The sequence below is a fragment of the Ascidiimonas meishanensis genome (assembly GCF_037782385.1).
In the GTDB taxonomy this organism is placed as follows: domain Bacteria; phylum Bacteroidota; class Bacteroidia; order Flavobacteriales; family Flavobacteriaceae; genus Ascidiimonas; species Ascidiimonas meishanensis.
In genome coordinates this window covers 261802-283762 of sequence record NZ_JBBEXD010000003.1, presented here as the reverse complement: position 1 = coordinate 283762, position 21961 = coordinate 261802, and the positions used below count along the sequence as shown (strand labels likewise).

20 protein-coding genes are annotated in these 21961 nt (G+C 34.1%); 8 read left to right on the top strand and 12 right to left on the bottom strand.

Features of this window, described 5'->3' with window-relative positions; translation table 11 throughout:
• Positions 1–14: 14 nt before the first annotated feature.
• Together ahcY and WBG07_RS06295 are read left to right on the top strand one after the other, a co-directional pair.
• A complete protein-coding gene (gene ahcY, locus WBG07_RS06300) occupies positions 15–1331 on the top strand; it encodes an adenosylhomocysteinase (RefSeq protein ID WP_340199674.1) in 1317 nt (438 codons plus the stop codon).
• Positions 1332–1933: 602 nt separating this feature from the next.
• Positions 1934–2392 (top strand): DinB family protein, encoded by a 459-nt coding sequence (locus tag WBG07_RS06295; RefSeq protein WP_340199673.1) that lies wholly within the window; start codon positions 1934–1936, stop codon positions 2390–2392.
• A 93-nt stretch (positions 2393–2485) separates the two neighbouring features.
• Here the strand turns inward: WBG07_RS06295 and rpmA are convergent, their stop codons facing one another.
• The 3 genes from rpmA to WBG07_RS06280 form a co-directional block, all read right to left on the bottom strand.
• Complete coding sequence (rpmA, locus tag WBG07_RS06290; protein WP_340199672.1) at positions 2486–2746, bottom strand: 50S ribosomal protein L27; 261 nt, start codon at positions 2744–2746, stop codon at positions 2486–2488.
• A gap of 45 nt (positions 2747–2791) precedes the next feature.
• Positions 2792–3484, bottom strand: a complete 693-nt coding sequence (rplU, locus tag WBG07_RS06285) for a 50S ribosomal protein L21 (RefSeq protein ID WP_340199671.1) — start codon at positions 3482–3484, stop codon at positions 2792–2794.
• Between the two features lie 165 nt (positions 3485–3649).
• On the bottom strand, positions 3650–4114 hold the full coding sequence (locus WBG07_RS06280; RefSeq protein WP_340199670.1) for a DUF4199 domain-containing protein: 465 nt from the start codon (positions 4112–4114) through the stop codon (positions 3650–3652).
• A 218-nt stretch (positions 4115–4332) separates the two neighbouring features.
• On the opposite strand from WBG07_RS06280, the gene WBG07_RS06275 reads away from it, so the two are divergent.
• Together WBG07_RS06275 and WBG07_RS06270 are read left to right on the top strand one after the other, a co-directional pair.
• Positions 4333–5655: a M16 family metallopeptidase gene (locus tag WBG07_RS06275; protein ID WP_340199669.1), complete on the top strand. Its 1323-nt coding sequence runs from the start codon at positions 4333–4335 to the stop codon at positions 5653–5655.
• Between the two features lie 6 nt (positions 5656–5661).
• Positions 5662–7728, top strand: a complete 2067-nt coding sequence (locus tag WBG07_RS06270) for a M16 family metallopeptidase (RefSeq protein ID WP_340199668.1) — start codon at positions 5662–5664, stop codon at positions 7726–7728.
• A 50-nt stretch (positions 7729–7778) separates the two neighbouring features.
• Here the strand turns inward: WBG07_RS06270 and WBG07_RS06265 are convergent, their stop codons facing one another.
• Positions 7779–8672, bottom strand: a complete 894-nt coding sequence (locus WBG07_RS06265; protein ID WP_340199667.1) for a DMT family transporter — start codon at positions 8670–8672, stop codon at positions 7779–7781.
• A gap of 378 nt (positions 8673–9050) precedes the next feature.
• Complete coding sequence (locus WBG07_RS06260; RefSeq protein WP_340199666.1) at positions 9051–11003, bottom strand: leucine-rich repeat domain-containing protein; 1953 nt, start codon at positions 11001–11003, stop codon at positions 9051–9053.
• A 617-nt stretch (positions 11004–11620) separates the two neighbouring features.
• Between WBG07_RS06260 and WBG07_RS06255 the strand changes: the two genes are divergently transcribed.
• Positions 11621–12043, top strand: a complete 423-nt coding sequence (locus WBG07_RS06255; protein WP_340199665.1) for a hypothetical protein — start codon at positions 11621–11623, stop codon at positions 12041–12043.
• A gap of 123 nt (positions 12044–12166) precedes the next feature.
• Here WBG07_RS06255 and gldD read toward each other — a convergent pair whose 3' ends face one another.
• The 4 genes from gldD to mutY are packed head-to-tail and all read right to left on the bottom strand — an operon-like array spanning position 12167 to position 15619.
• Positions 12167–12730, bottom strand: coding sequence for a gliding motility lipoprotein GldD (gene gldD / locus WBG07_RS06250; RefSeq protein WP_340199664.1), 564 nt, complete (start codon positions 12728–12730; stop codon positions 12167–12169).
• Complete coding sequence (locus tag WBG07_RS06245) at positions 12727–14052, bottom strand: gliding motility-associated protein GldE (RefSeq protein ID WP_340199663.1); 1326 nt, start codon at positions 14050–14052, stop codon at positions 12727–12729. Before WBG07_RS06245 ends, gldD begins: the two co-directional genes overlap by 4 nt.
• Before the next feature lie 27 nt (positions 14053–14079).
• Complete coding sequence (locus WBG07_RS06240; RefSeq protein WP_340199662.1) at positions 14080–14532, bottom strand: single-stranded DNA-binding protein; 453 nt, start codon at positions 14530–14532, stop codon at positions 14080–14082.
• Between the two features lie 49 nt (positions 14533–14581).
• Positions 14582–15619, bottom strand: coding sequence for an A/G-specific adenine glycosylase (gene mutY, locus WBG07_RS06235; RefSeq protein ID WP_340199661.1), 1038 nt, complete (start codon positions 15617–15619; stop codon positions 14582–14584).
• 134 nt (positions 15620–15753) lie between these two features.
• Between mutY and WBG07_RS06230 the strand changes: the two genes are divergently transcribed.
• The 3 genes from WBG07_RS06230 to WBG07_RS06220 all read left to right on the top strand — a co-directional run bounded on the left by WBG07_RS06230 (position 15754) and on the right by WBG07_RS06220 (position 18388).
• On the top strand, positions 15754–16044 hold the full coding sequence (locus WBG07_RS06230; protein ID WP_340066201.1) for an HU family DNA-binding protein: 291 nt from the start codon (positions 15754–15756) through the stop codon (positions 16042–16044).
• 268 nt (positions 16045–16312) lie between these two features.
• Entirely contained in the window at positions 16313–17866 is a 1554-nt protein-coding gene (locus WBG07_RS06225; RefSeq protein WP_340199660.1) for an Rne/Rng family ribonuclease, read from the top strand.
• Between the two features lie 45 nt (positions 17867–17911).
• The gene (locus tag WBG07_RS06220; protein ID WP_340199659.1) at positions 17912–18388 is read left to right on the top strand and encodes a regulatory protein RecX; all 477 of its coding nucleotides are present in this window, start codon (positions 17912–17914) and stop codon (positions 18386–18388) included.
• Here the strand turns inward: WBG07_RS06220 and WBG07_RS06215 are convergent.
• From WBG07_RS06215 to WBG07_RS06205, 3 genes are all read right to left on the bottom strand, one after another.
• Positions 18375–19244, bottom strand: a complete 870-nt coding sequence (locus WBG07_RS06215; RefSeq protein WP_340199658.1) for a cupin-like domain-containing protein — start codon at positions 19242–19244, stop codon at positions 18375–18377. The genes WBG07_RS06220 and WBG07_RS06215 overlap by 14 nt on opposite strands.
• An 83-nt stretch (positions 19245–19327) precedes the next feature.
• Positions 19328–20431 carry a biotin synthase BioB gene (bioB, locus tag WBG07_RS06210; RefSeq protein WP_340199657.1) on the bottom strand — a complete coding sequence of 368 codons (1104 nt, stop codon included), beginning with the start codon at positions 20429–20431 and terminating at the stop codon, positions 19328–19330.
• 96 nt (positions 20432–20527) lie between these two features.
• On the bottom strand, positions 20528–21958 hold the full coding sequence (locus WBG07_RS06205; RefSeq protein ID WP_340199656.1) for a flotillin family protein: 1431 nt from the start codon (positions 21956–21958) through the stop codon (positions 20528–20530).
• Positions 21959–21961: the final 3 nt, after the last annotated feature.

Here is a 21961-nt window from a genome sequence, read left to right as displayed (position 1 = left end):
ACAAATATAAAAATATGAGCACAAAAACAGTCCCTTACGTGGCATATAAAGTAAAAGATATTTCGTTAGCCGAATTTGGACGAAAAGAAATAGAATTGGCTGAGGCAGAGATGCCCGGACTTATGTCATTGCGAGAAGAATATAAGAACGAGCAGCCTTTGAAGGGAGCCCGTATTGCAGGATGCCTTCATATGACCATTCAAACTGCGGTATTAATTGAAACATTAGTGGCTCTTGGTGCAGAAGTTACCTGGAGTTCTTGTAATATCTTTTCAACTCAAGACCATGCGGCGGCTGCTATTGCTGCAGCAGGTATACCGGTGTATGCATGGAAAGGTATGAATGAAGAAGAATTTGATTGGTGTATTGAACAAACCCTATTTTTTGGGGAAGAGCGCAAACCTTTAAATATGATTCTTGATGATGGAGGCGACCTTACTAATATGGTTTTAGATCGATATCCTGAATTATCTCCAGGCATCAAAGGACTTTCTGAAGAAACCACTACTGGCGTACACAGGCTTTATGAAAGAGTAAAAAATGGCAGTTTAACAATGCCTGCCATTAATGTAAACGATTCTGTAACTAAATCAAAATTTGATAATAAATACGGTTGTCGTGAAAGTGCTGTAGATGCTATTAGACGAGCTACAGATACGATGTTGGCCGGAAAACGTGTAGTTGTTTGCGGATATGGAGATGTAGGTAAAGGTACTGCAGCATCTTTTAGAGGAGCTGGATCCATTATCACTGTTACCGAAATAGATCCTATATGTGCACTTCAGGCAGCAATGGATGGTTTTGAAGTTAAAAAACTGGATACGGTTGTTGGTAATGCTGATATTGTTATTACAACCACAGGAAATAAAGATATTGTCACAGGACGCCATTTTCAAAAAATGAAAGACAAAGCTATTGTTTGTAATATTGGTCATTTTGATAATGAAATTGACGTATCTTGGTTAAAAGAAAACTACGGTAAAACACATGTTAATATCAAGCCTCAGGTTGACAAATATACAGTTGATGGAAATGATATTATTCTCTTAGCGGAAGGGCGTTTGGTAAACTTGGGCTGCGCTACAGGACATCCTAGTTTTGTAATGAGTAATTCATTTACAAATCAGACCCTTGCTCAAATTGAACTTTGGAAGCACAGTGATAAATATGAGAATGATGTTTATATGTTACCAAAACACCTTGATGAGAAAGTTGCTAAACTTCACCTTGCCCGTATTGGAGTAGAACTTGAAGAACTTAACGAAGAACAAGCTAGTTATATTGGTGTTAAAGTGGAAGGTCCTTACAAACCTGAATATTACAGATACTAATATAATTTTTGATACTATATTTTAAAAACCTTGTCTTTATGGCAAGGTTTTTTTGTGAAATCGTACGAAACTTGATACGAGGAAAATGATGATTTAAAAAGAAATATCTTTTCAAATAGCGTAAATCCATACATTGTTTGGATAGAGCACTCTTTTTTGCAGAATAAACTCCTTTCAGCATCCATCTAACAAGCAAAATAGGGAATTTTAGCACACCTGTAAACCATTAAAATTGCACTATAGCTAGAAATTTTCAATCTTAAATAAAGAATTTGACTTAAGTAAAGAAAATGATCGTTATTTTAGAGAACCTATTTAATTTAGTAATCAGTGTAAAAATAAAAACAATCATATTTATATGAATCTGCAAAATATTCTTTACCGATAAAACATTTTTGTAGAAAAATACAATCGTTTAACTAGCAATATCGATCGCGTTGATCAAATAGGTTTTTTACTGACTTTGGATATCGCTTTCAATTTTAATACTAATGAAATTTTTAAAAAAATCATTTCTGATACTCCTTCTAATCATAACATGTGGGTTAGTTTATCTTTGCATTTCCTATTTTACACCAACTACCTTAAAATTCCCATCTTATATGAAGGCAGAAATATCCCAGATTACCACTTTAAGATCAAAAGAACATTTACAAAACGCAAATGTATCCTCCGTTAATATTGCTTGGCATTTAGATCATATATTTTTAACTATAAATTCTGTTTACGAAACTGTCAAAACTTCAGACCCCAATAATTATAAGTCTGCTTTCAATCTGCCTAAGCTCATTTTATTTACAACAAAACATATTCCAAGAGGTCAAGCAAAATCATCAGATAAAATTCGTCCTCAGGGTGCGGTTACTTCAGAGATATTAGATAAACATATGGAAACAGCTTTAAGCAACTTAGCACTTTTAGATTCACTTCCCAAGAACTCTAATTTCACTCATCCATATTTTGGTCAATTGCACCGAGAGGATGCTAAACGATTTTTAAAAATACACACCCAGCATCATTTAAAAATTTGCAGGGATATACTTAAAGCATCAAATGAATAAAGAGTTCCTAATCTAGAGTAGAATTTCTTAAAAAGAAAAATCCTTTGTACTCAATTACAAAGGATTTTTAATAAATTTATAAATCAATTTTCACTAAGCCTGAAAAGGCTCTATTGATACATATGATTTATTGTTTCTTTTCTTTTGAAATTTCACGATACCGTCAACCTGAGCATGAAGCGTATGGTCTTTGCCCATATAAACATTTTCACCTGGGTTATGAGAGGTACCACGTTGTCTTACGATGATATTTCCTGCAATGGCAGCTTGACCACCAAAAATCTTAACACCTAAGCGTTTCGATTCTGATTCTCTACCGTTTTTGGAACTACCAACACCTTTCTTGTGTGCCATTTTATTTTAATTTACGTACTTACTAGTAACTACGGGTTAAACAATTTATTTGGCTATACCGCCTTTAAGGTCATCTTGCAATTTAGCCAATTCATCCCATTTTCCATCTGCTGCCAACTGCGCTTGTTGAGGCCATGTATCTGGAACTTTAGATGCATATCTTGGACCTGCTTCTTCTAAAATACTTTTTAACTTGTCTATAGAAGTTCCTGCTAGATCCACAAAAGATACGATGCCTGCATTGTTGAAAATTTCAGCAATCTTTGGTCCTATACCCTCTATCTTCTTCAAATCATCTCCTGCAACTTTCTTAGCTGCTGGTTTTTTTGCCTCTTTTTTCTGAGCCGCTACTTTTTCCGGTTTTGGCTGAGGAACTGGATTCACTTCTTTTTTAGGAGTTGCTTTTTTAGCTGTCTTCTTAGTTCCAGAAGTGATAATGTTTTCAATAGTAATTTCACTAAAAGATTGTCTGTGGCCATTCTTGACTTTGTAACCTTTTCTTCTTTTCTTCTTAAAAACAATAACCTTGTCACCTTTCAGGTGCTTAATGACTTTAGCTTCAACAGAAGCTCCGTCTATAGCTGGGGCGCCTATGGTAATGTTACCGCTATCATCCAATAAAAGAACATTGTCAAAAGTGACTTTTTTTCCTTCATCTTCAGCTAAACGATGCACATAAACCTTTTGGTCTTTTTGCACTTTAAATTGCTGCCCTGCTATCTCTACAATTGCGTACATAGCTTTCTAATTAATTAAATATTATACCTTTCCATTAAAAAGGCGGGTGCAAATATAGTGCTTCTTGCTTAAAATACAAACGTTTTACATTTCAAAATTAAGAAAATATTGGTGTCATCTCTTTAGTGAAAATAGGCTTCTCAAATTTGTAATTTTTATTTAATCTTAGGTTTCTATGATTGGTTTTTTTGTGGTATTCCAGCTAGGTTTAAATTTTTGCATAAAAGCTAGTGTAAGAACTAATGAAGAAGCAAGTCCTTCAATAGTTAATACAAAAATTAGTATACCTGGCCCTTGATTATAATCTTTCATCCATGTATCCATAATCCGTATAGGAAATTCAGGATCTAAATGAAACATATATATAGACATAAAACCTACAAAAATCAAGGTAGCAAGAAAACCTGTGTACAATCCGGTTTTAAAACCGTTGAAATATTTAAATTCCTTTCCTTCTAGTAAACGTCTCAATCTAATAGCAGCATAAATTCCGTAAGCAACTATACCCCCGTTAAGCAAACGTAACCAAGGATTTTCGTGCAGATTAAATAATCTAACAAACAAAAAGTAAAATATTAAAACAATCGCTACTATAATACCGTAACGAATATGTATTTTTTTAGCATTCATAATAAAAGTTGATTTTTTGTTAACAGATCACTCCTCATAATATAGCAAAAAAACACCATCCGAATCCTTAATAAACAGTTAATTTTTAGACAGATCAAAGTTTTGAAATGCTAATTACTTACTTTTGAAATCATGATTTCAAAGAAGTTTGTAACAAAATCATCCTTTGATTGTCTAATTAATCACAATTAACAATAACTATAATTTAAAACATTGTAATGAAAAAACAATTTTTAATCCTTACTCTGCTGTTTTTGGCAATATTTAATGCCAATTCTCAACAGGTATCATTTGAAGAATATGATCTTGAAAATGGATTACACGTAATTCTTCATCAAGATAATTCTGCTCCCCTTGTTGTTACCTCCATCGCTTATCATGTAGGCGCTAAAGATGAAAATCCTGAAAGAACAGGCTTTGCTCATTTCTTTGAGCATCTTTTGTTTGAAGGAACAAAAAACATTGAACGTGGCGAATGGGATAAAATAGTAAAATCTAATGGTGGAAAAAATAATGCAACAACTAACGATGACCGCACGTACTATTACGAAGTTTTTCCATCAAACTCCCTTGAAACTGGTCTTTGGTTAGAATCTGAAAGGCTGTTACATCCAGAAATTACTCAGGTGGGTGTAGACACACAAAACGAAGTTGTAAAAGAAGAGAAAAGACTTCGTGTAGATAACAGGCCCTATGGTAAAATTTTTGAAGAACTTAAAAAAGGACTTTTCAAAAAACATCCATACAGATGGAGCCCTATTGGTTCTATGGAGCATTTAGATGCTGCCACACTTGATGAATTTTTAGCTTTCAATAAAAAATTCTATATCCCTAACAATGCAGTACTTGTTATAGCCGGTGATTTTAAAACTAAGGAAGCGAAAAAACTAATTGAAACTTATTTTGGAGAAATTCCAAAAGGCGAGCCTATTGTTAGAAACTACCCTAAAGAAGAACCTATTACAGAAGAATTTACTGTAAAAGCTTATGATGCTAACATTCAAATTCCAGCGATACTTGTAACGTATAGAACACCATCATTCAAATCAAGAGACGCTAGAATACTAGATATGATTTCATCTTATTTAAGCGGAGGTAATAGCTCTAAACTCTACAAGAGATTAGTAGATGAAGAAAAGAAAGCACTCGCAGTACAGGCTTTTAATTTTAGTCAGGAAGATTATGGACTTTCTGCGATATTTGCGCTTCCTCTTGGAGAGACTTCATTGGATGATCTAGTAAAAGGAATTGACAAAGAAATTGAAAAATTACAGACAGCGCTTATTTCAGAACGAGATTTTGAAAAACTACAAAATCAATTCGAGAATCAATTTGTAAATGCAAATTCTGGATTAGAAGGTATTGCCGGTTCACTTGCTAATTATTACTTATTATATGGTAATACAAATTTAATCAACAGTGAAATTGACATTTATAGATCAGTTACTCGTGAAGAAATTAAAGAAGTAGCTAATAAATACCTGAAGAAGAATCAAAGAATGTTGCTTGAGTATCTTCCAAAAGAACAAGAAAATCAGTAAGAAATAATGAAAAGAATTTTATTTACCCTACTAATACTGTGCGCATTTACGATTAACGCACAGGTTGACAGATCAAAACAACCAAAAGCAGGTCCTGCCCCTAAAATTAAATTAGGAAACCCACAAACTTTTGAGCTTCCAAATGGTTTAAAAGTTCTACTGGTTGAAAATCATAAACTACCCCGTGTAGCTTATACACTAACTATTGATAATCCACCTTATGCTGAAGGTTCCAAAGCAGGTGTTTCTGGTCTTATGGGGAGCCTTCTTGGGAAAGGTTCTTTAACAATAGATAAAGACACTTTTGAAGAAGAGGTTGATTATATGGGAGCTCGTATGAGTTTTAACTCTTCAGGAGGTTTTGCCAGAGGTTTATCCAAGTATTCTGAAAGAATTCTTCAGTTAATGGCAGATGCTGCTATTAATCCTAATTTCACCGATGAAGAATTCCAAAAAGAAAAAGATAAACTCTTAGAAAGTATTAAATCTAATGAGAAAAGTGTTACCAGCGCAGCTCGCAGAGTAGAATCTGCTCTTGCATATGGCCAAGGACATCCTTATGGGGAGTTTACAACTCGTGAGACGGTTGGAAATGTAAAATTGAACGATGTTAAAAATCATTATAGCAACTTCTTTGTACCTAAAAACGCATACTTAGTGGTGGTTGGAGATATTGACTATAAAGAGCTTAGAAAAAATGTCACCAAATATTTTAGCGAATGGAAAGCTGCCAGCCCCCTAACCGTATCGTATTCAAAGCCAGCACCCGTTCAATATACTCAACTCAATTTTGTTGATATGCCAAATGCTGTACAATCTGAAATAACGGTGCAGAATGTGGTAGATTTAAAAAAGACAGATGAGGATTATTTTCCTGCATTAATTGCTAACAATATCTTAGGGGGTGGTTCTAAAGGAATGCTTTTCTCCAATCTAAGAGAAGATAAAGGTTTTACTTATGGAGCTTATTCACGCCTTAGTTCAGATAAGTATGCGGCAAGATTTAGAGCATTTGCGAGCGTAAGAAATGAAGTAACTGATAGTGCAGTTATGGCATTTTTAGAAGAGATTAATAAAATTAGAGATCAAAAAGTTTCTACCCAAGATTTGGTGTTAGCTAAGGCAGACTATACCGGGAACTTTATTATGGCTTTAGAAAAACCAGAAACTATTGCAAGATATGCTCTTGCTATTGAAACTGACAATCTTCCAAAGGATTTTTATACGTCTTATCTACAAAATATAAATGCTGTAACCGCAGAGCAGGTACAAAAAGCAGCTCAGAAGTATTTCAAAGCTAATAATGCTAGAATTGTTGTTACTGGGAAAGGAAGCGATGTCATAGAAAAACTTGAAAACTTTAGCTTTAATGGTAAAAAGATTCCTCTTTCATATTATGATAAATATGCAAAAGCTACCGAAAAACCAGATTATAGTGCTGGTATTCCAGAGGGAACTACAACAACCACTATTTTACAAAAGTATATAGATGCTATTGGAGGGGCAGAAAAGTTACAAGCTGTGAACTCAGTATATATTAATGCAGAAGGTTCTATGCAGGGGATGGTATTGAATTTAGAAATGAAAACAACTAAGGAAAATCAGTTTTCTATGGATATGAAGATGAATGGAGGGTCTATGATGAAACAGGTATTTGATGGCGATGGCGGTTTTATGGTTGCTCAAGGGCAGAAAAGAGAACTTCCGGCAGATCAAATAGCAGGTTTGAAAGCAGAATCTGTACCCTTTCCTGAATTGATCTATCTTACGAATGAAAATGTAAAATTAGAAGGCATTGAAGATATAGATGGTAAAAAAGCGTATGCCATTAAAGTATCAGACAAAAAAGTAAATTATTACGATTTAGAATCTGGATTAAAGGTAAAGTCTGTAACTACCGTTGAAGGACAAGGACAAAGCATGAAACAAGCTTTGGGTATTAAAAACTATAAGGAAGTATCTGGTATTCTTTTTCCTTTTACACTTAGCCAGTCTTTTGGGCCACAAAGTATTGATTTTGAAGTAAAAGAACTAAAAGTTAATGAAGGAGTTTCAGAAGCAGATTTTAAATAACAACAGTATCACATAAAAAATAATTAAAGCACCCTAAAAAGGTGCTTTTTTTATGCGCTTCTGTTTGCCAAATAAACCCCTGCAAGAATAATCACCCCTCCTAACAATTGAAGAAAACTCAGAGATTCTCCATCTAATATCCCCCAAAAAATAGCCATAATGGGCATAGTATAAGTTACCGAAGCTGCAAAAACAGGATTTGATATACTAATTAATTTATTAAATAACACTTTGGCTAAAGCAGTTCCAAAAAGAGATAATAAAACTACATAAACAAGTGATTTTTGCATGGTACTGGAAGCAAAGATGACTTCAAAAAAACCAGTACTGTAAAGTATTGCAATCGCAGGGATAAGGATTATAGTGAAATTAGCGGTTGCTATACTTAAAGGACTTAAATGTTGCAGATACTTTTTTAGCATATTTATATTGAGAGCATAACAAAGAGAAGAAGCCAAAACCAGTAAACTATACCAATAATTTTGATCTGGATTAAATGTTGCGCCTTTTAATATGAGAATGGAAGTCCCTATAAGTCCAATAATAATACCCAACCATTGTCTTCTAAAACTTACCACTCCAAATAATAACACCCCTGTGACAATTGTATTAAGGGGAGTTAAAGAATTAAGAATTGCGGCAATAGCACTATCAATCTCCGTTTGGGCAAAAGCAAAAAAGAAAGGCGGTAAAAATGATCCAGCCAGAGCTGTCAAGGCAATCCATTTCCAATCCGACTTTTGAACTTGTTTAACGCTTTTAAAACCTACAGCGAATAGAAAAAAAGCTGTGAAAATAATTCTAAGGGCACCCATTTGAAATGGAGAAAGACCTACCAATGCCTTTTTAATAAGTATAAATGAACTTCCCCAAATAAAAGAGAGTGCCAAAAGGTAAAACCATTTATTGCCTTGATTGTTCATAAAACCTAAAATGTAATACAAAAATCTGCCATTTAATATCGCTGAGACAATTATATCATACCATTTTCTAATACCATTATAAACAATATAAATCTTTAAATTACACTAATTTAACTGTATTAGCGTGAGTTCTATCTAATTTCAGTTTTATATTTTAATCCTAAATAGGGGCTTTGAATTATTAAAGTTGTTATATATAAGTTACTTATGTTCATTTTCTTTGCTTGTCTAGGGGCCAACGTAAAGAAAACAACTAGTAGCTGTTTTTAGTGAAGCAGCCAGGCGGCGTGGGAAACCAAAAGAAAAGACAATTTCGGACTCAATTTTAATTCCTATTTACGTCGAACTCACGTTGTATTAGGTTTACATCAAATCTTATGTCCAAAGAAGTCAATTAGACTATAAAGTTTTTCCAGATTTCTTGGTGGATTCTCTTTTTTGAGTGCTCCCCTTGCCTACGCTGTTTTTTTTAAGAATACCGGTATTTCCTTTGGTATCGGCCATTTTTGTAGGTTGTGCTACCTTGAACATATTAAGATTAAGAGTATTTTCTATGGATTGTAGCAAAATTTGTTCTGGCTTAGCTTCTGCTAGAGTATATTTTTCTGACACCGTTTTCATTTCTGATTTTTTCTGAGCCAAAAAAGTATCATATACTTTTGGAAGTCCTTCTTTAGGGGCTTTATATAACTCCTTTCTTAAATCATTTTTTTGCTGAGTAGTATTTAACAATGCATTTACATCATTATTATTCATGTGATCCGTTAACAAATCCATATTATCTAGTAAAAGGTTTTGCATTTCACTTTCAAATTTACCCACCAAATTTTCAACTTCGCTTACTACTCCTATTTTAGCCAAGTAAGGCTCGGTTATTTCCTTATATTTAACGGGGTCTAGTGTATATTTATCGTTGGTTTGTAAAGGTTTGTCATTAGTATCCGTTATACAACACAAAGCAGCAAAGCTTTGGGCTGCTTCTGGCGTTATTTGTTTGAATCCAAATTCTATATTTGATGTTTTAGACGGTATGCGTGCTCGATCACCTGCTATTTTAACAATATTACTAGATCTTTGCTCTGCATTCTCCAAAAATACACTGTTTACTAAAGCTTGAACTTGTTCAATTTTTTCATTATCTCTTAACTCATCCCCTAGTTTAGCTACTATTTTCTCCTCGAAAGCTTCTCTTTCAATAGCTGTTTTAAGCTGTTCTGGCAACTCTCCTTCTGCATTTGCATTCATACCAATTGCTGTTTGCAACAAAAGACTTTTTACGGGTGTTGGGCAATTACCCAAGGAAGAAGCTATGTTAGAAATAGCTGTATTTCTTTCTTCTAGTGTTGAATTTTGATCTAATGCGTTATCTATTAGTTCTTTTCCGGCAGGAACATAAAATTCACGATCAAATTCATCAAACGATGGGATTTGCTTCAAAAAAGTTTCAATCACCTCACTAGCTGGTGCAGGAGGCAAATCGCTATTACCTAGTGGATATGTAATACTTGGATCCAAATTTTGAATCTGTGATTCCACCGCTTCTGCATTTTCTCCATACATCTCTTGTAAAACAACGGTTTCATCATATCCAGGCTCAAATGCAGGATGTTCAAAAAGCACTACGCCTTCGTCGAAGGTTAATAAAGGATTCCCTGCTTCAAGCACAAGTGAATCGTTCTGCAATAAGTTAAAGGATTCTAAATTAGTTAGATTTCTAAAGCTATCGGGTATACTTACTAATTCATTTTGAGAAACATTGATAGTTTGAATACTTTCTGAATTCCCCAAACTCTCAGGAAGCGTTTCCAATAAATTATTTTGTACTGATAGCTCACTTAAAGAAGGCATTTCACCCAGAGCTTCTGGAAGCTCGGTTATGTTGCTCCCTGCTACATTTATCTCTTTTAAATTTGGTAATTGCGCAATTTGATCAGGAAGCTTTTCTAATTGGCTGTTTGGCATGTACAATACCTCAAGACTAGTCATTTCGCTTACAGCTTCTGGAATAGATGTAATAGGGTTGTTTTCAGAGATCAACTCTTTAAGATTTGTAAATAGGGCTATACTCTGGGGTAATTCTTTCAATGAATTATCTGAAACCGATAAATCTTCTAAACTATCTAGCATACCTATAGTGATAGGTAATTCTTGCATATCATTTCCTGATAAATCCAATGATTCAGGCTTAAAAGCCATAAGGCCCTCTGATGTTACTTTAGAATCACCTAAAATTAAATTATTCATCTGTTCCGTGGTTATCCCAAGATTGCTAAAATCAAGTGCTTTGTAACCTTCCTTATTAGCTTCCGCCATTCTCTCATCTACTTCTCTTTTAAGGTCTTGGTTAGTCATTTACATTTTATTTATTGAGTTTTGTTGGATATGAATGAGTCAAAATTAATAATCTCTCTTAGTTAAAAAGTTTGTTTTAAGATAACCTATACTTGATGTTTTTCTTCATGAATTGATATATGTGGTTGTTTTAAAGGAATATTCGTAAATGAAAAAATGACATAAAAAAGTAATGAACATCAGTTTGATAGACAATCAATATAAAAGAATTTTAAATTCTTTAAACTATTTTAAGTTAAAAGTCTCATTTTTAGATTTTTTGCTCGTTCAAAGAAAACAAAAGAATCCCGAAGGAAGTCGGGAGCGTTTTTAGTTCAGGTCACTTCTATTTTCTTTTAAAGAATTAATGAATCTTCAATTTCATGTGGTATTTTTAGTCGAAAAGCATAAAACCGCCTTCGTTTTCCTAAATTTTCACTTACGCTTCAAAAAAAATGACAAAAAATGCCTAATACTCTGCAGAAAAAGGACACATCCAACATAAGAACTAATTCTTTTGTATCAAACTCAGGCAAATTGAATAAACCCCAAATTTTAAACCAACTTTTTTATTGAAAGATCTGGCAATGGCTTTTTCAGAATTGAAGGTTATCTTTGTATTATTAAAAATTAATTACATGAAACGATTTTTTATACTTCTATTGGTGGCGCTAACTACATTAGTGTCTTGTAAAAAGGAAAATGACAAAAAAAATGATTCACCTACCCAAATGCAACAAGTAATGGCGGTTCACGATGAAGTAATGCCTAAAATGGGTACAATTAGTAAGCTAGTAGAAGAACTTAAATCAAAAACTGGTGATAGCATTAAAGGAGCCGACTATGAAAAGGCAATGAAAGATCTGCAAAATGCGCATAAGGCAATGATGGATTGGATGAAAGGTTTTGGAGAACGTTTTGACCATGAGGAAATTTTAAAAGGAAAGCCTTTAAATGATGAAAAGAAAGAATGGCTTAATGAAGAAGAAGTAAAAGTTGAAGCAATGAAAGAAAAAGTAAATACTAGCATCCAGAATGCTGAAAATTTACTCAAAAACTAAAGATCTTATTATATAGCCATTTTTTTACCCTATATAAGCATCAGAAAATAGTCCATAATTTTTATAAAATAATAGCAATGGATAAATTATATCAAGAAGTAATTTTATTTTCCACTGTATAAATTAATTCTTCCATTTTAAAGATTCCATTAAAACGCGCATATCGTTTTTAACGTAATCTACAGCCGGTAATATAGAATCATAATTAGGTTTCGCATAAAAATACAACGCACCTGTAAGGAAATGCTTTGTGCTATCTGTAGCATAAAATTGAGATTGAGACGCCGCATTACCTCCTATTTCATAAAGCATCCCATAAACCTTATTACTTGAGTTTAAAAAAGGTTGTTCTGTAATATCATCTGCTTTAATCACATGTTCATAGGTAAGCTTTTGAGCATCTATCAAGAGACTATCCATATTATTTGAAACTTTACGATACGTAAGATGTAAAGTAGCTTTCATAAAAGGATATTCTATCTTCAGCTGGCAGCTTTTATCAACATTTATTACAGCCTCCTTATTTTTCTTAAAACTATATGGACAATTGGTTTGCAAACTTTCATAAGTTGCTTTGGGGTATTGTAACCTCAGCATTGCATTAGGTTTTGGAACCGGACTTTCACAGGAACTAAAAATTAAAATAAAGCTAAAAATGCTTATCATTAAAATTAGGTTATTTCTCATTTAGGCAAAGTTACTTTAATTTGTTTGATACGCTTTTTATCTAGAACCTCCACTTTAAAAACATACTCATTAAAAATAATTTTAGTTCCCGGTTTTGGAAAGTTTCCCGCTATTTCCAAAACAAAACCTGCAATAGTTTCAGATTCACCCTTATGCTCTTCAAAACCACTTTCATCTTCTAAACGGATTACTCTGTAAAAATCTCTAAGAGACGTTTTTCCTTCAAAAACATAATTAGAATCATCTAATTTTGAATAAATAAGTCCCTCATCATCAAATTCATCACTAATATCGCCTACAATTTCTTCTATAATATCTTCTAAAGTAACCAACCCAGAAGTACCTCCATATTCATCTACCACAATAGCAAGATGATTTTTCATTTCCTGAAATTCTTTTAATAAATCGTCCAGTTTTTTGTTTTCTGGAACAAAATATGGAGCCCTCATTAATTTTGCCCAGTTAAAATTCTGCTTATCTAAATATGGGAGTAAGTCTTTAACATAGAGTACACCGGTTACCTGATCCATATTATCCTTAAAAACAGGAATCCGGGAATAACCGTTTTTGATAATTTCGGGAAGCACTTCACTAAAAACAGCTTCTTCATTCAATGCAAAAATATCTATGCGCGGTCGCATTACTTGTCTGGTATCTGTATTTCCAAAAGAAACAATTCCTTGAAGTATTTTCTTCTCCTCACGAGTAGTGTCATCTGCTGAAGTTAGCTCTAGGGCTTGTGAAAGCTGATCTACTGAGATATTAGATTTTTTTCTGCCCAGTTTTTCCTGTAAAAAAATTGTTACGGCTCTCATTGGCAAACTTAACGGACTAAAAACCTTGTCCAAAATTATCAAAGGAACTGCCATAAAATGAGCAAATTTCACACTATTACGACTGGCATATACTTTTGGTAAAATTTCTCCAAAAAGTAATATTAAAAAAGTGATCACCCCTACTTCAAGAAAAAAGCGGAGCTCTATGGTGTCAAAAATATAATATGAAAACCCGCCAAAAACAGCGTCACTAAAGGATGCAAATAAAAGAACAATGCCAATATTAATAAAATTATTTGCGACTAAAATAGTTGCTAGTAATTTTTTTGGTCGTTCTAAAAGTCTTAAGATAGCTTCATTTTTTGATTTTGCATATCCATTATCATCATTAATATCCGAAGAGTTTAATGAAAATAATGCTACCTCCGCACCAGAGATAAGCGCAGAGCAGATTAATAAAATAAAAAGACATATTACTTTAAGAAGTAAGGATGTGTTGAAGCTTACAAAATATAAAATCAATAAACTGGGAGGGTCAGGATCCAAAGATTCAACTAATTAGTTATACTTTTATTAAAAAGGAAGATCATCATCCTCTTCCGGCGTTGGTTTGGAAGAAATGGATTCCAAAGGTTTAGCACTTTTAACAGCACTTGGAGTAGAAGCATTCCCTCCACTTTGGGTTTCACTTTTGGTAGTTAAAAATGTAAAGTCGGTTACCTGAATTTCGGTACTATATCTGGTATTCCCATCTTCACCTTGCCACTGTCTAGTTTTTAGTCTACCTTCTACATATATTTTATCTCCTTTATTTAAATATTTTTCACAAATCTCAGCAGCTTTATTTCTTACTACAATGTTATGCCATTCTGTGTTAGTAACACGTTCACCTGTCTGTTTGTTCACATAACTTTCATTGGTTGCCAAGGGAAATCTGCCAATTGAATTTCCACCTTCAAAATAATGCATTTTTACATCATCTCCCAAATGCCCTATAAGCATTACCTTATTTAATGTTCCGCTCATGAATAGATTATAAAGAGGTTTATATCAAATGTACTAAAATTTGTACACTTTAGAAACTGTATTCTTCAACAAAATTAGCAATTAAAACGGGTACTGCATAGTCTTTTAAACTATCAAGTGCAATCCCGTCGTCTAAAGATTCTTCCAGTGCCACGATCCAAAAACGAGTATAAATATGTTGGTGTGATAGTTTATGAACCAGAGATTTTTGATTGTACAAATCAAGTTGAAATGCTTTTCCTTTAGTAAAGGTACGTAAACTTGGGTGCTCTCTAATTACTTCTTTTTCAAGTTCATTATCCGATTCTATTAATGGTAACTCATATAGGTGCTGCCAAATATCTTTGGACAACCTTTGTTGAATTAATGTAGAATCACCATCGTGTATCAATAAATAATTAAAATACCGTTTTTTTACTTTTAGCTTCTTAATTTTTACCGGAAGTTTTTTAATCATTCCAGAAGCTAATGCTACGCAATTTTCATTTAATGGACAAATGACACAATTAGGGCTTTGAGGCTTGCATTGGTTAGCACCAAATTCCATAATTGCCTGGTTATAAGTACCCGGTTCTTTAAATTCTATATATTTTTGAGCCAGCTCTTTAAAATACTTAACTCCTTCTGTGGAATTAATAGGTAATTCTATTCCAAAATAACGGGCTAATACCCTATAAACATTGCCATCAACTACAGGAGTTGCTTCATTAAAACAAATAGATGCAATAGCACTAGCTGTGTAGTCACCTACTCCTTTTAATTGTAAAAGTTCATGATAATTATCTGGAAAAACACCTTTATATCTTGTAACTATATCTTTAGCGGTATAATGTAAATTTCGGGCTCTGGAATAATACCCAAGTCCCTGCCAAAGCTTAAGTACTTCATCTTCAGGTGCATTTGCTAAATCAAATACCGTTGGATACCTTTCTACAAACTTAAGATAGTAGGGAAGCCCCTGTGCAACTCTTGTCTGTTGCAACATGATTTCTGAAAGCCATATATAATAAGGATCTTTAGTTTTTCTCCAGGGAAGATCTCGTTTATGAATAGCGTACCAAGAGATGATTACTTTGCTGAAAATCATATTTGTAAGTAAATTTCAAAAGTAAATGTTTATGTAGTTAAATTTTAATCATTTAGGATATATATTTTGGACAATAAATTTATATATTTGCAACCCCTTAAAAGATAACATAATATAACAAACTAAAATTAAAAATGACGAAAGCAGATATCGTAGCTAAAATTTCCGAGAAACTAGGTATGGAAAAAGGAGATGTACAGGCAACTGTAGAATCCTTTATGGATGAAGTGAAAAATTCATTAGAGAGTGGAGATAACGTTTACTTGCGTGGTTTTGGCAGCTTTATAATTAAGACTAGAGCAGAAAAAACAGGACGTAATATATCTAAGAACACAACCATTAAAATTCCTGCGCACAATATTCCAGCATTTAAGCCTGCCAAAGTTTTTGTTGAAGGTGTGAAGAGCAGCGTTGAGGTAAAATAATTAATTAATCTAAAGATTTTAATATGCCAAGTGGTAAAAAGAGAAAAAGACATAAGGTAGCTACGCACAAGCGTAAAAAGAGACGAAGAGCTAACCGTCATAAGAAAAAGTAGTTAGCTTAACTACTTTTTCTATTTTAAAAAAATCGTTCCTTGAAATAGAAACCTCCCAATTAATGAGGGGTTTCGCCGGGTATAAAAACCTGTGAAAAATAATTGTTTAATCCATCTTTACCGTTATTACGGTATCGATACAAATTTGATTCAGAGTGAATAAAGAACTGATTGTACGATCTGGTTCCTCTGACGTCGATTTTGCCTTACTGAGGGATGGAAAACTAGTTGAATTACATAAAGAACAGGATGATAATGATTTTTCCGTTGGCGATATAATGCTGGCGAAAATCAGAAAACCGGTTCCAGGCTTAAATGCTGCATTTGTTAATGTAGGTTATGAAAAAGATGCTTTTTTGCATTATCATGATCTTGGACCCAAACTTCCCACTTTATTAAAATTCGTTAAACGTGTAAGCACAGGTAAATTAAAAGATTATTCTTTAAAAGACTTCCCATTTGAAGACGATATAGACAAGGATGGTGTAATTACCAATGCGTTAAAATCCAATCAGTCTATATTAGTACAAATCGTTAAAGAACCTATTTCCACCAAAGGTCCCAGAATTAGTTCTGAGCTTTCCATAGCTGGACGTTATCTGGTATTGGTACCTTTTTCAGACCGTATCTCAGTTTCGCAAAAAATTGAGTCTAAAGAAGAAAAAGAACGCCTTAAAAGACTTGTTAAAAGTATTAGGCCTAAAGGATTTGGTGTTATTATACGAACCGTAGCAGAAGGTAAAAAAGTCGCAGAGCTAGACAAAGATTTAGAAAACTTACTTAGCCGCTGGACAGCAATGTGTAAAAAAATCCACAAAGCAGCGTATCCATCAAAAGTATTAAGCGAACTCAACAGAGCCGCTTCAATTTTGAGAGATGTTTTTAATGATTCCTTTACAGGAATAAATGTGGATGATGAAACGCTTTATTATCAAATTAAAGATTATGTGCAGGAAATTGCACCACAAAAAGAATCTATTGTGAAACAGTATTCATCATCGGTGCCAATTTTTGAGAAGTTTGGTATTGAAAGACAAATTAAAACATCGTTTGGAAAAACGGTCAGCATGAGTAAAGGTGCCTATTTAATTATAGAACACACAGAAGCACTTCATGTAATTGACGTTAATAGTGGCAACCGTTCTAACAAAGCGAAAACGCAAGAAGGAACAGCGCTGGAAGTTAATCTGATTGCAGCATCAGAAATTGCAAGACAACTCAGATTAAGAGATATGGGTGGAATCATTGTCATAGATTTCATTGATATGAATACCAGTGAGAACCGAAGAAAACTTTATGACCATCTCAGAGCTGAGATGAAAGAAGACAGAGCAAAACACAAAATTCTGCCTCCTAGTAAATTCGGTCTTATTCAAATAACAAGACAAAGAGTTCGGCCAGAAAGAAATATCAAAACGCGTGAGGAAGATCCCAGCGCAAGCAGAGAAGGAGAAATTGATGCTCCTATTCTCGTTATCGATAGAATAACTGCCGATCTTGAAAAGATTTTAAAAGACAAAGAAGGTGCAAAGGATGGAATTGTCCTTAACGCACATCCATTTGTCGCCGCATACCTAACCAAAGGATTTCCATCCATCCGTTCTAAGTGGTTCTTAGAACATAAAAAATGGGTAAAAATATTACCAAGAGATGCTTACACGTACCTTGAATATCACTTTAAAAACAAAAGTGGTACCCGAATAAACTAGAAAAAGGCGTTCGTATTTACGAGCGCCTTTTTTATTTTTGCCTGAATGAAAAAATCTATTTCATATACGATTTTGGAGGCTACGGCTAAAATGGAAGCTTTTTGTGCCTATCAAGATCGATGTCATAAGGAAGTTACTACTAAACTTAAGGAGATGAAAATGATTCCTCAAGCAGTAGATCATATTATCAATCATCTTATTCAACATAATTTTCTCAATGAAGAGCGATTTGCCAGAAGCTATGCGAGAGGTAAATTCAGAATCAAAAAATGGGGGAAACATCGCATTGTTAGAGAATTGAAACAACGTGAGATTTCCAGATTTAATATTTCAGCAGCACTTACGGAAATTGATGCAGAAGAATATGTAAATACCTTAGACTCTATAAGTATGAAGAAATGGAATCAATTATCAGATTCTAACCTCCTTATTAAAAAGAAAAAGTTAGCAAACTACCTTATATACCGGGGATGGGAATTAAATTTAGTTTATGATAAAGTAAACCAATTTACTTCCCACTAATACCTAACTCTTTATGCGTATTTACAATAGCTTGTTGATTTTTGTAATCTATCCACTGTTGTCCTTTCCATTTGCGCATCAAGTTGTCATAATTACGCATCACAAAAACATTGTAGGCTGCCTTCATTAGGTTACCTGGTTTTTTAGGAAAAGAACGCAAACTCATTGAAAATCCCGGAGTAATATATTTCATATAGTGCCAATATCCCTCTGGCATATAAAGAGCTTCTCCATGATTTAAATTAGCTATATAACCATTGGCTTTCTTTAAAGCTGGCCATTTCGTATAATCTGGGTTATCAAAATCTATATCTTCACGAGAAATTAATGAATGTGGCACCTTGTAAAGATATTTAGATTGAGCTGGGTCTAAAATGATACATTGTTTCTTTCCATGAAAATGAAAGTGAAGGATGTTTGAGTAATCTATATCAAAATGCATGAATACTTTGCTGTCTTCACCTCCAAAAAAAAGCATTGGTAATTGTTTTACCAGTCTTATTCCTATATCTGGCCACCTAAAATCATTTGCTAATGCCGGCACTTCTTGCATAAGATTATATAAGAATATACGATATTGAGTAGGTTGCGTTTTAAGCAATTCAATATAATCACGCATTTTCATACGGGCATGCGGTTCATTGAATCCATCTTTATAATCAACAGGACGATCATCATAAAGGGGTACTGTTTTATCTCCAGCAATTTTAGCTATATAATCTAAATCCCATTTGCTGTAAGCTTCCCAATCTGAAGTAAGCCCCTCAATAACCAGAGGCTTCTGCAACTTTACATAGCGTTCTTTAAATTCTTTTTTAGATATGTTTTTTACCCTTGGTATTTCCTTTAAATTCATAGGCTACTTTAAACCTTAAAAGTTATTAAAGTTAAAAAAAGGATTTTCAATAATTATTTGGTGCGTTTTAGTATGCTAAAAAATTATTCTGAGGTATTTAAAACTTTTGATTTTTGCTTAGCATCTTCATTACGCTCAATTGCATGACCAGGACGCGTCCATTTAGGTTTTTCACCTAGTGATTTCAAGTTAGAATCACTGGCTTCTACAGTTTCAGGTTGTGCTTTTTTAACAAATGGTTTTTGTGGATTTAAGCCCAACATTTTAAACATTTCCATGTCTTCATTCACATCTGGATTTGGAGTAGTTAACAATTTATCCCCGGCAAAAATTGAATTTGCGCCTGCAAAAAAGCACATTGCCTGACCTTCACGACTCATTTGAGTACGACCAGCCGAAAGGCGCACTTGTGTTTGAGGAATCACAATTCTTGTGGTAGCTACCATGCGAATCATTTCCCAAATTTCTACAGGAGTTTCATTTTCCATTGGAGTTCCATCTACTGCCACTAATGCATTAATAGGAACTGATTCTGGTTGCGGATCTAAAGTAGATAAAGCAACTAACATCCCCGCCCTGTCTTCTATCTTTTCTCCCATACCAATAATACCACCGCTACAAACTGTTACATTAGTTTTGCGTACATTATTAATGGTTTCCAACCTATCTTCATAACCACGGGTGGAGATTACTTCTTTATAATATTCTTCTGAAGTGTCTAAATTGTGATTGTACGCATATAAACCGGCTTCTGCAAGACGTTGTGCCTGATTCTCTGTGATCATACCGAGGGTACAACAAACTTCCATCTCAAGTTTATTAATGGTTCTAACCATTTCCAATACCTGATCAAATTCTTCTCCATCTTTTACATTTCGCCAAGCAGCTCCCATACAAACTCTGGAAGAACCCGAAGCTTTTGCACGTAATGCCTGCGCTTTTACATGTTTTACAGACATTAAATCATTGCCCTCAATATCAGTATGATATCTTGCTGCTTGCGGACAATATCCACAATCTTCTGGACAGCCTCCAGTTTTAATACTGAGTAATGTGGAGACTTGTACTGTGTTAGGGTCATGATATTTTCTATGAACCGTAGCCGCTTCGTAAAGCAGTTCCATCATCGGTTTATTATAAATATCGAGAATTTCTTCTTTGCTCCAGTTGTGTCGTATTTCACTCATTATTTGCTTTATTGATCTTTCAAAAATAGGAAAAGCATTTTGGTTCACCTTATAAACCTACTTAAAAAAATTCCGCTTTAACAGCGGAATTTTTTATTATTTGTTATCTGAATCAGTTTCTTGTTGGTCTGATGCATCCTCGGAAACTTCGGCATCCAAATCTTTACCTTTTAAATACTCTGGTAGATTCATCCCTGCCATATTGAACATTTCTTGCAATGGTGGTACCGATTTGTACAATCCGGATACAAAGTTAGCAGTAGATGTTTTTCCATCTTTGCCTTCTCCTCCATCCCAAACAGTCACTTTATCAATTTTAATATTTTTAATTGCCTCTGCCTGCGTTTTTACTAGTTCTGGCAATTTGTCTGCGATTAATAATAAAACTGCATCTTTTGAATTGTTCCCAGCGGCTTTCACAATCTGATCTAAACCTTGGGCTTGCTTGGTTAATACTTCATAAAGACCTTGGGCTTCTGCCTGAGCCTTAAATAAAATTGCATCTGCTTCACCCTTCGCTTGTCTTCTTATTTTTTCAGCCTCCGCTTCAGCATCAATTTCTACTTTGCGTTTATCAATTTCGGCAGGTACTACAATATCTGCTATCTGGAAAGCACGCACACGTTCTGCTCTTGCTTTTTCTGCTTCCTGCTCTGCTGCATAAGCTTCCTCTAATGCTTTGGCAGATTGCACTTTCTCCGAAGCAATAGCAGTTCGTTCTGCTTCCGCTTCACGCTGTCTTCTTAATGAATTAGAGTTTGCCTCATCAATTTTAGCAATATTTTCTCCTTCCACAGCCTGTGCTTCTGCCGCAGCTACCTTGGTTCTTTGATCCTGTACAGCATTAGCCTCACCAATAGAACCATCTCTATTTTTTTCAGCTACTGATTTTCTAGCTTCATTAATTGCATGTGCTGCCGCTTCCTTACCTAAGGCTTCTATATATCCTGATTCATCATGAATATCTGTAATATTAACATTGATGAGTTTAAGACCCACTTTCTTTAATTCAGTTTCAACACTATGAGAAATATTGTTTAAAAATTTATCCCGATCTGAGTTAATTTCTTCAATATCCATAGAAGCAACTACCAGACGCAATTGCCCAAAAATAATTTCTTTCGCCAAATCTTGTACATCAGGAAGTCCCATGCCTAAGAGACGTTCTGCAGCATTCTGCATCACCCCTGGCTCTGTAGAGATTCCTATGGTAAATCTGGAAGGTACATTCACACGAATATTTTGCTTACTAAGTGCATTTTGTAGATTTACTTCAATGGAAATGGGTGTTAAGTCTAGGTATTCATAATCTTGAAAAACAGGTAGTATAAATGCAGCGCCACCATGAATACATTTGGCGGACTCCCCGCCTGATACTTTTCCGTACACAACAAGAATACGATCTGAGGGACAACGTTTATAGCGCCTCAGCAGTATCACTATAAAGACAAAAACAAATAGAATGGCAAAGATAATAGCTAAAGAAGAGCCAAATGCACCTACCTGAAAAGAGAAAAATTTGAGCATATT

Bases quoted from the DNA above. Each gene is read 5' to 3' on its own strand.
- rpmA (WP_340199672.1), bottom strand. From the start codon at position 2,746: ATGGCACACAAGAAAGGTGTTGGTAGTTCCAAAAACGGTAGAGAATCA.
- WBG07_RS06220 (WP_340199659.1), top strand. From the start codon at position 17,912: ATGAAAAAATCTATTTCATATACGATTTTGGAGGCTACGGCTAAAATG.
- mutY (WP_340199661.1), bottom strand. From the start codon at position 15,619: ATGATTTTCAGCAAAGTAATCATCTCTTGGTACGCTATTCATAAACGA.
- WBG07_RS06280 (WP_340199670.1), bottom strand. From the start codon at position 4,114: ATGAATGCTAAAAAAATACATATTCGTTACGGTATTATAGTAGCGATT.
- WBG07_RS06230 (WP_340066201.1), top strand. From the start codon at position 15,754: ATGACGAAAGCAGATATCGTAGCTAAAATTTCCGAGAAACTAGGTATG.
- WBG07_RS06205 (WP_340199656.1), bottom strand. From the start codon at position 21,958: ATGCTCAAATTTTTCTCTTTTCAGGTAGGTGCATTTGGCTCTTCTTTA.
- WBG07_RS06270 (WP_340199668.1), top strand. From the start codon at position 5,662: ATGAAAAGAATTTTATTTACCCTACTAATACTGTGCGCATTTACGATT.
- ahcY (WP_340199674.1), top strand. From the start codon at position 15: ATGAGCACAAAAACAGTCCCTTACGTGGCATATAAAGTAAAAGATATT.
- WBG07_RS06255 (WP_340199665.1), top strand. From the start codon at position 11,621: ATGAAACGATTTTTTATACTTCTATTGGTGGCGCTAACTACATTAGTG.
- bioB (WP_340199657.1), bottom strand. From the start codon at position 20,431: ATGAGTGAAATACGACACAACTGGAGCAAAGAAGAAATTCTCGATATT.
- WBG07_RS06295 (WP_340199673.1), top strand. From the start codon at position 1,934: ATGAAGGCAGAAATATCCCAGATTACCACTTTAAGATCAAAAGAACAT.
- WBG07_RS06240 (WP_340199662.1), bottom strand. From the start codon at position 14,532: ATGAGCGGAACATTAAATAAGGTAATGCTTATAGGGCATTTGGGAGAT.
- WBG07_RS06260 (WP_340199666.1), bottom strand. From the start codon at position 11,003: ATGACTAACCAAGACCTTAAAAGAGAAGTAGATGAGAGAATGGCGGAA.
- WBG07_RS06275 (WP_340199669.1), top strand. From the start codon at position 4,333: ATGAAAAAACAATTTTTAATCCTTACTCTGCTGTTTTTGGCAATATTT.
- rplU (WP_340199671.1), bottom strand. From the start codon at position 3,484: ATGTACGCAATTGTAGAGATAGCAGGGCAGCAATTTAAAGTGCAAAAA.
- WBG07_RS06215 (WP_340199658.1), bottom strand. From the start codon at position 19,244: ATGAATTTAAAGGAAATACCAAGGGTAAAAAACATATCTAAAAAAGAA.
- gldD (WP_340199664.1), bottom strand. From the start codon at position 12,730: ATGAGAAATAACCTAATTTTAATGATAAGCATTTTTAGCTTTATTTTA.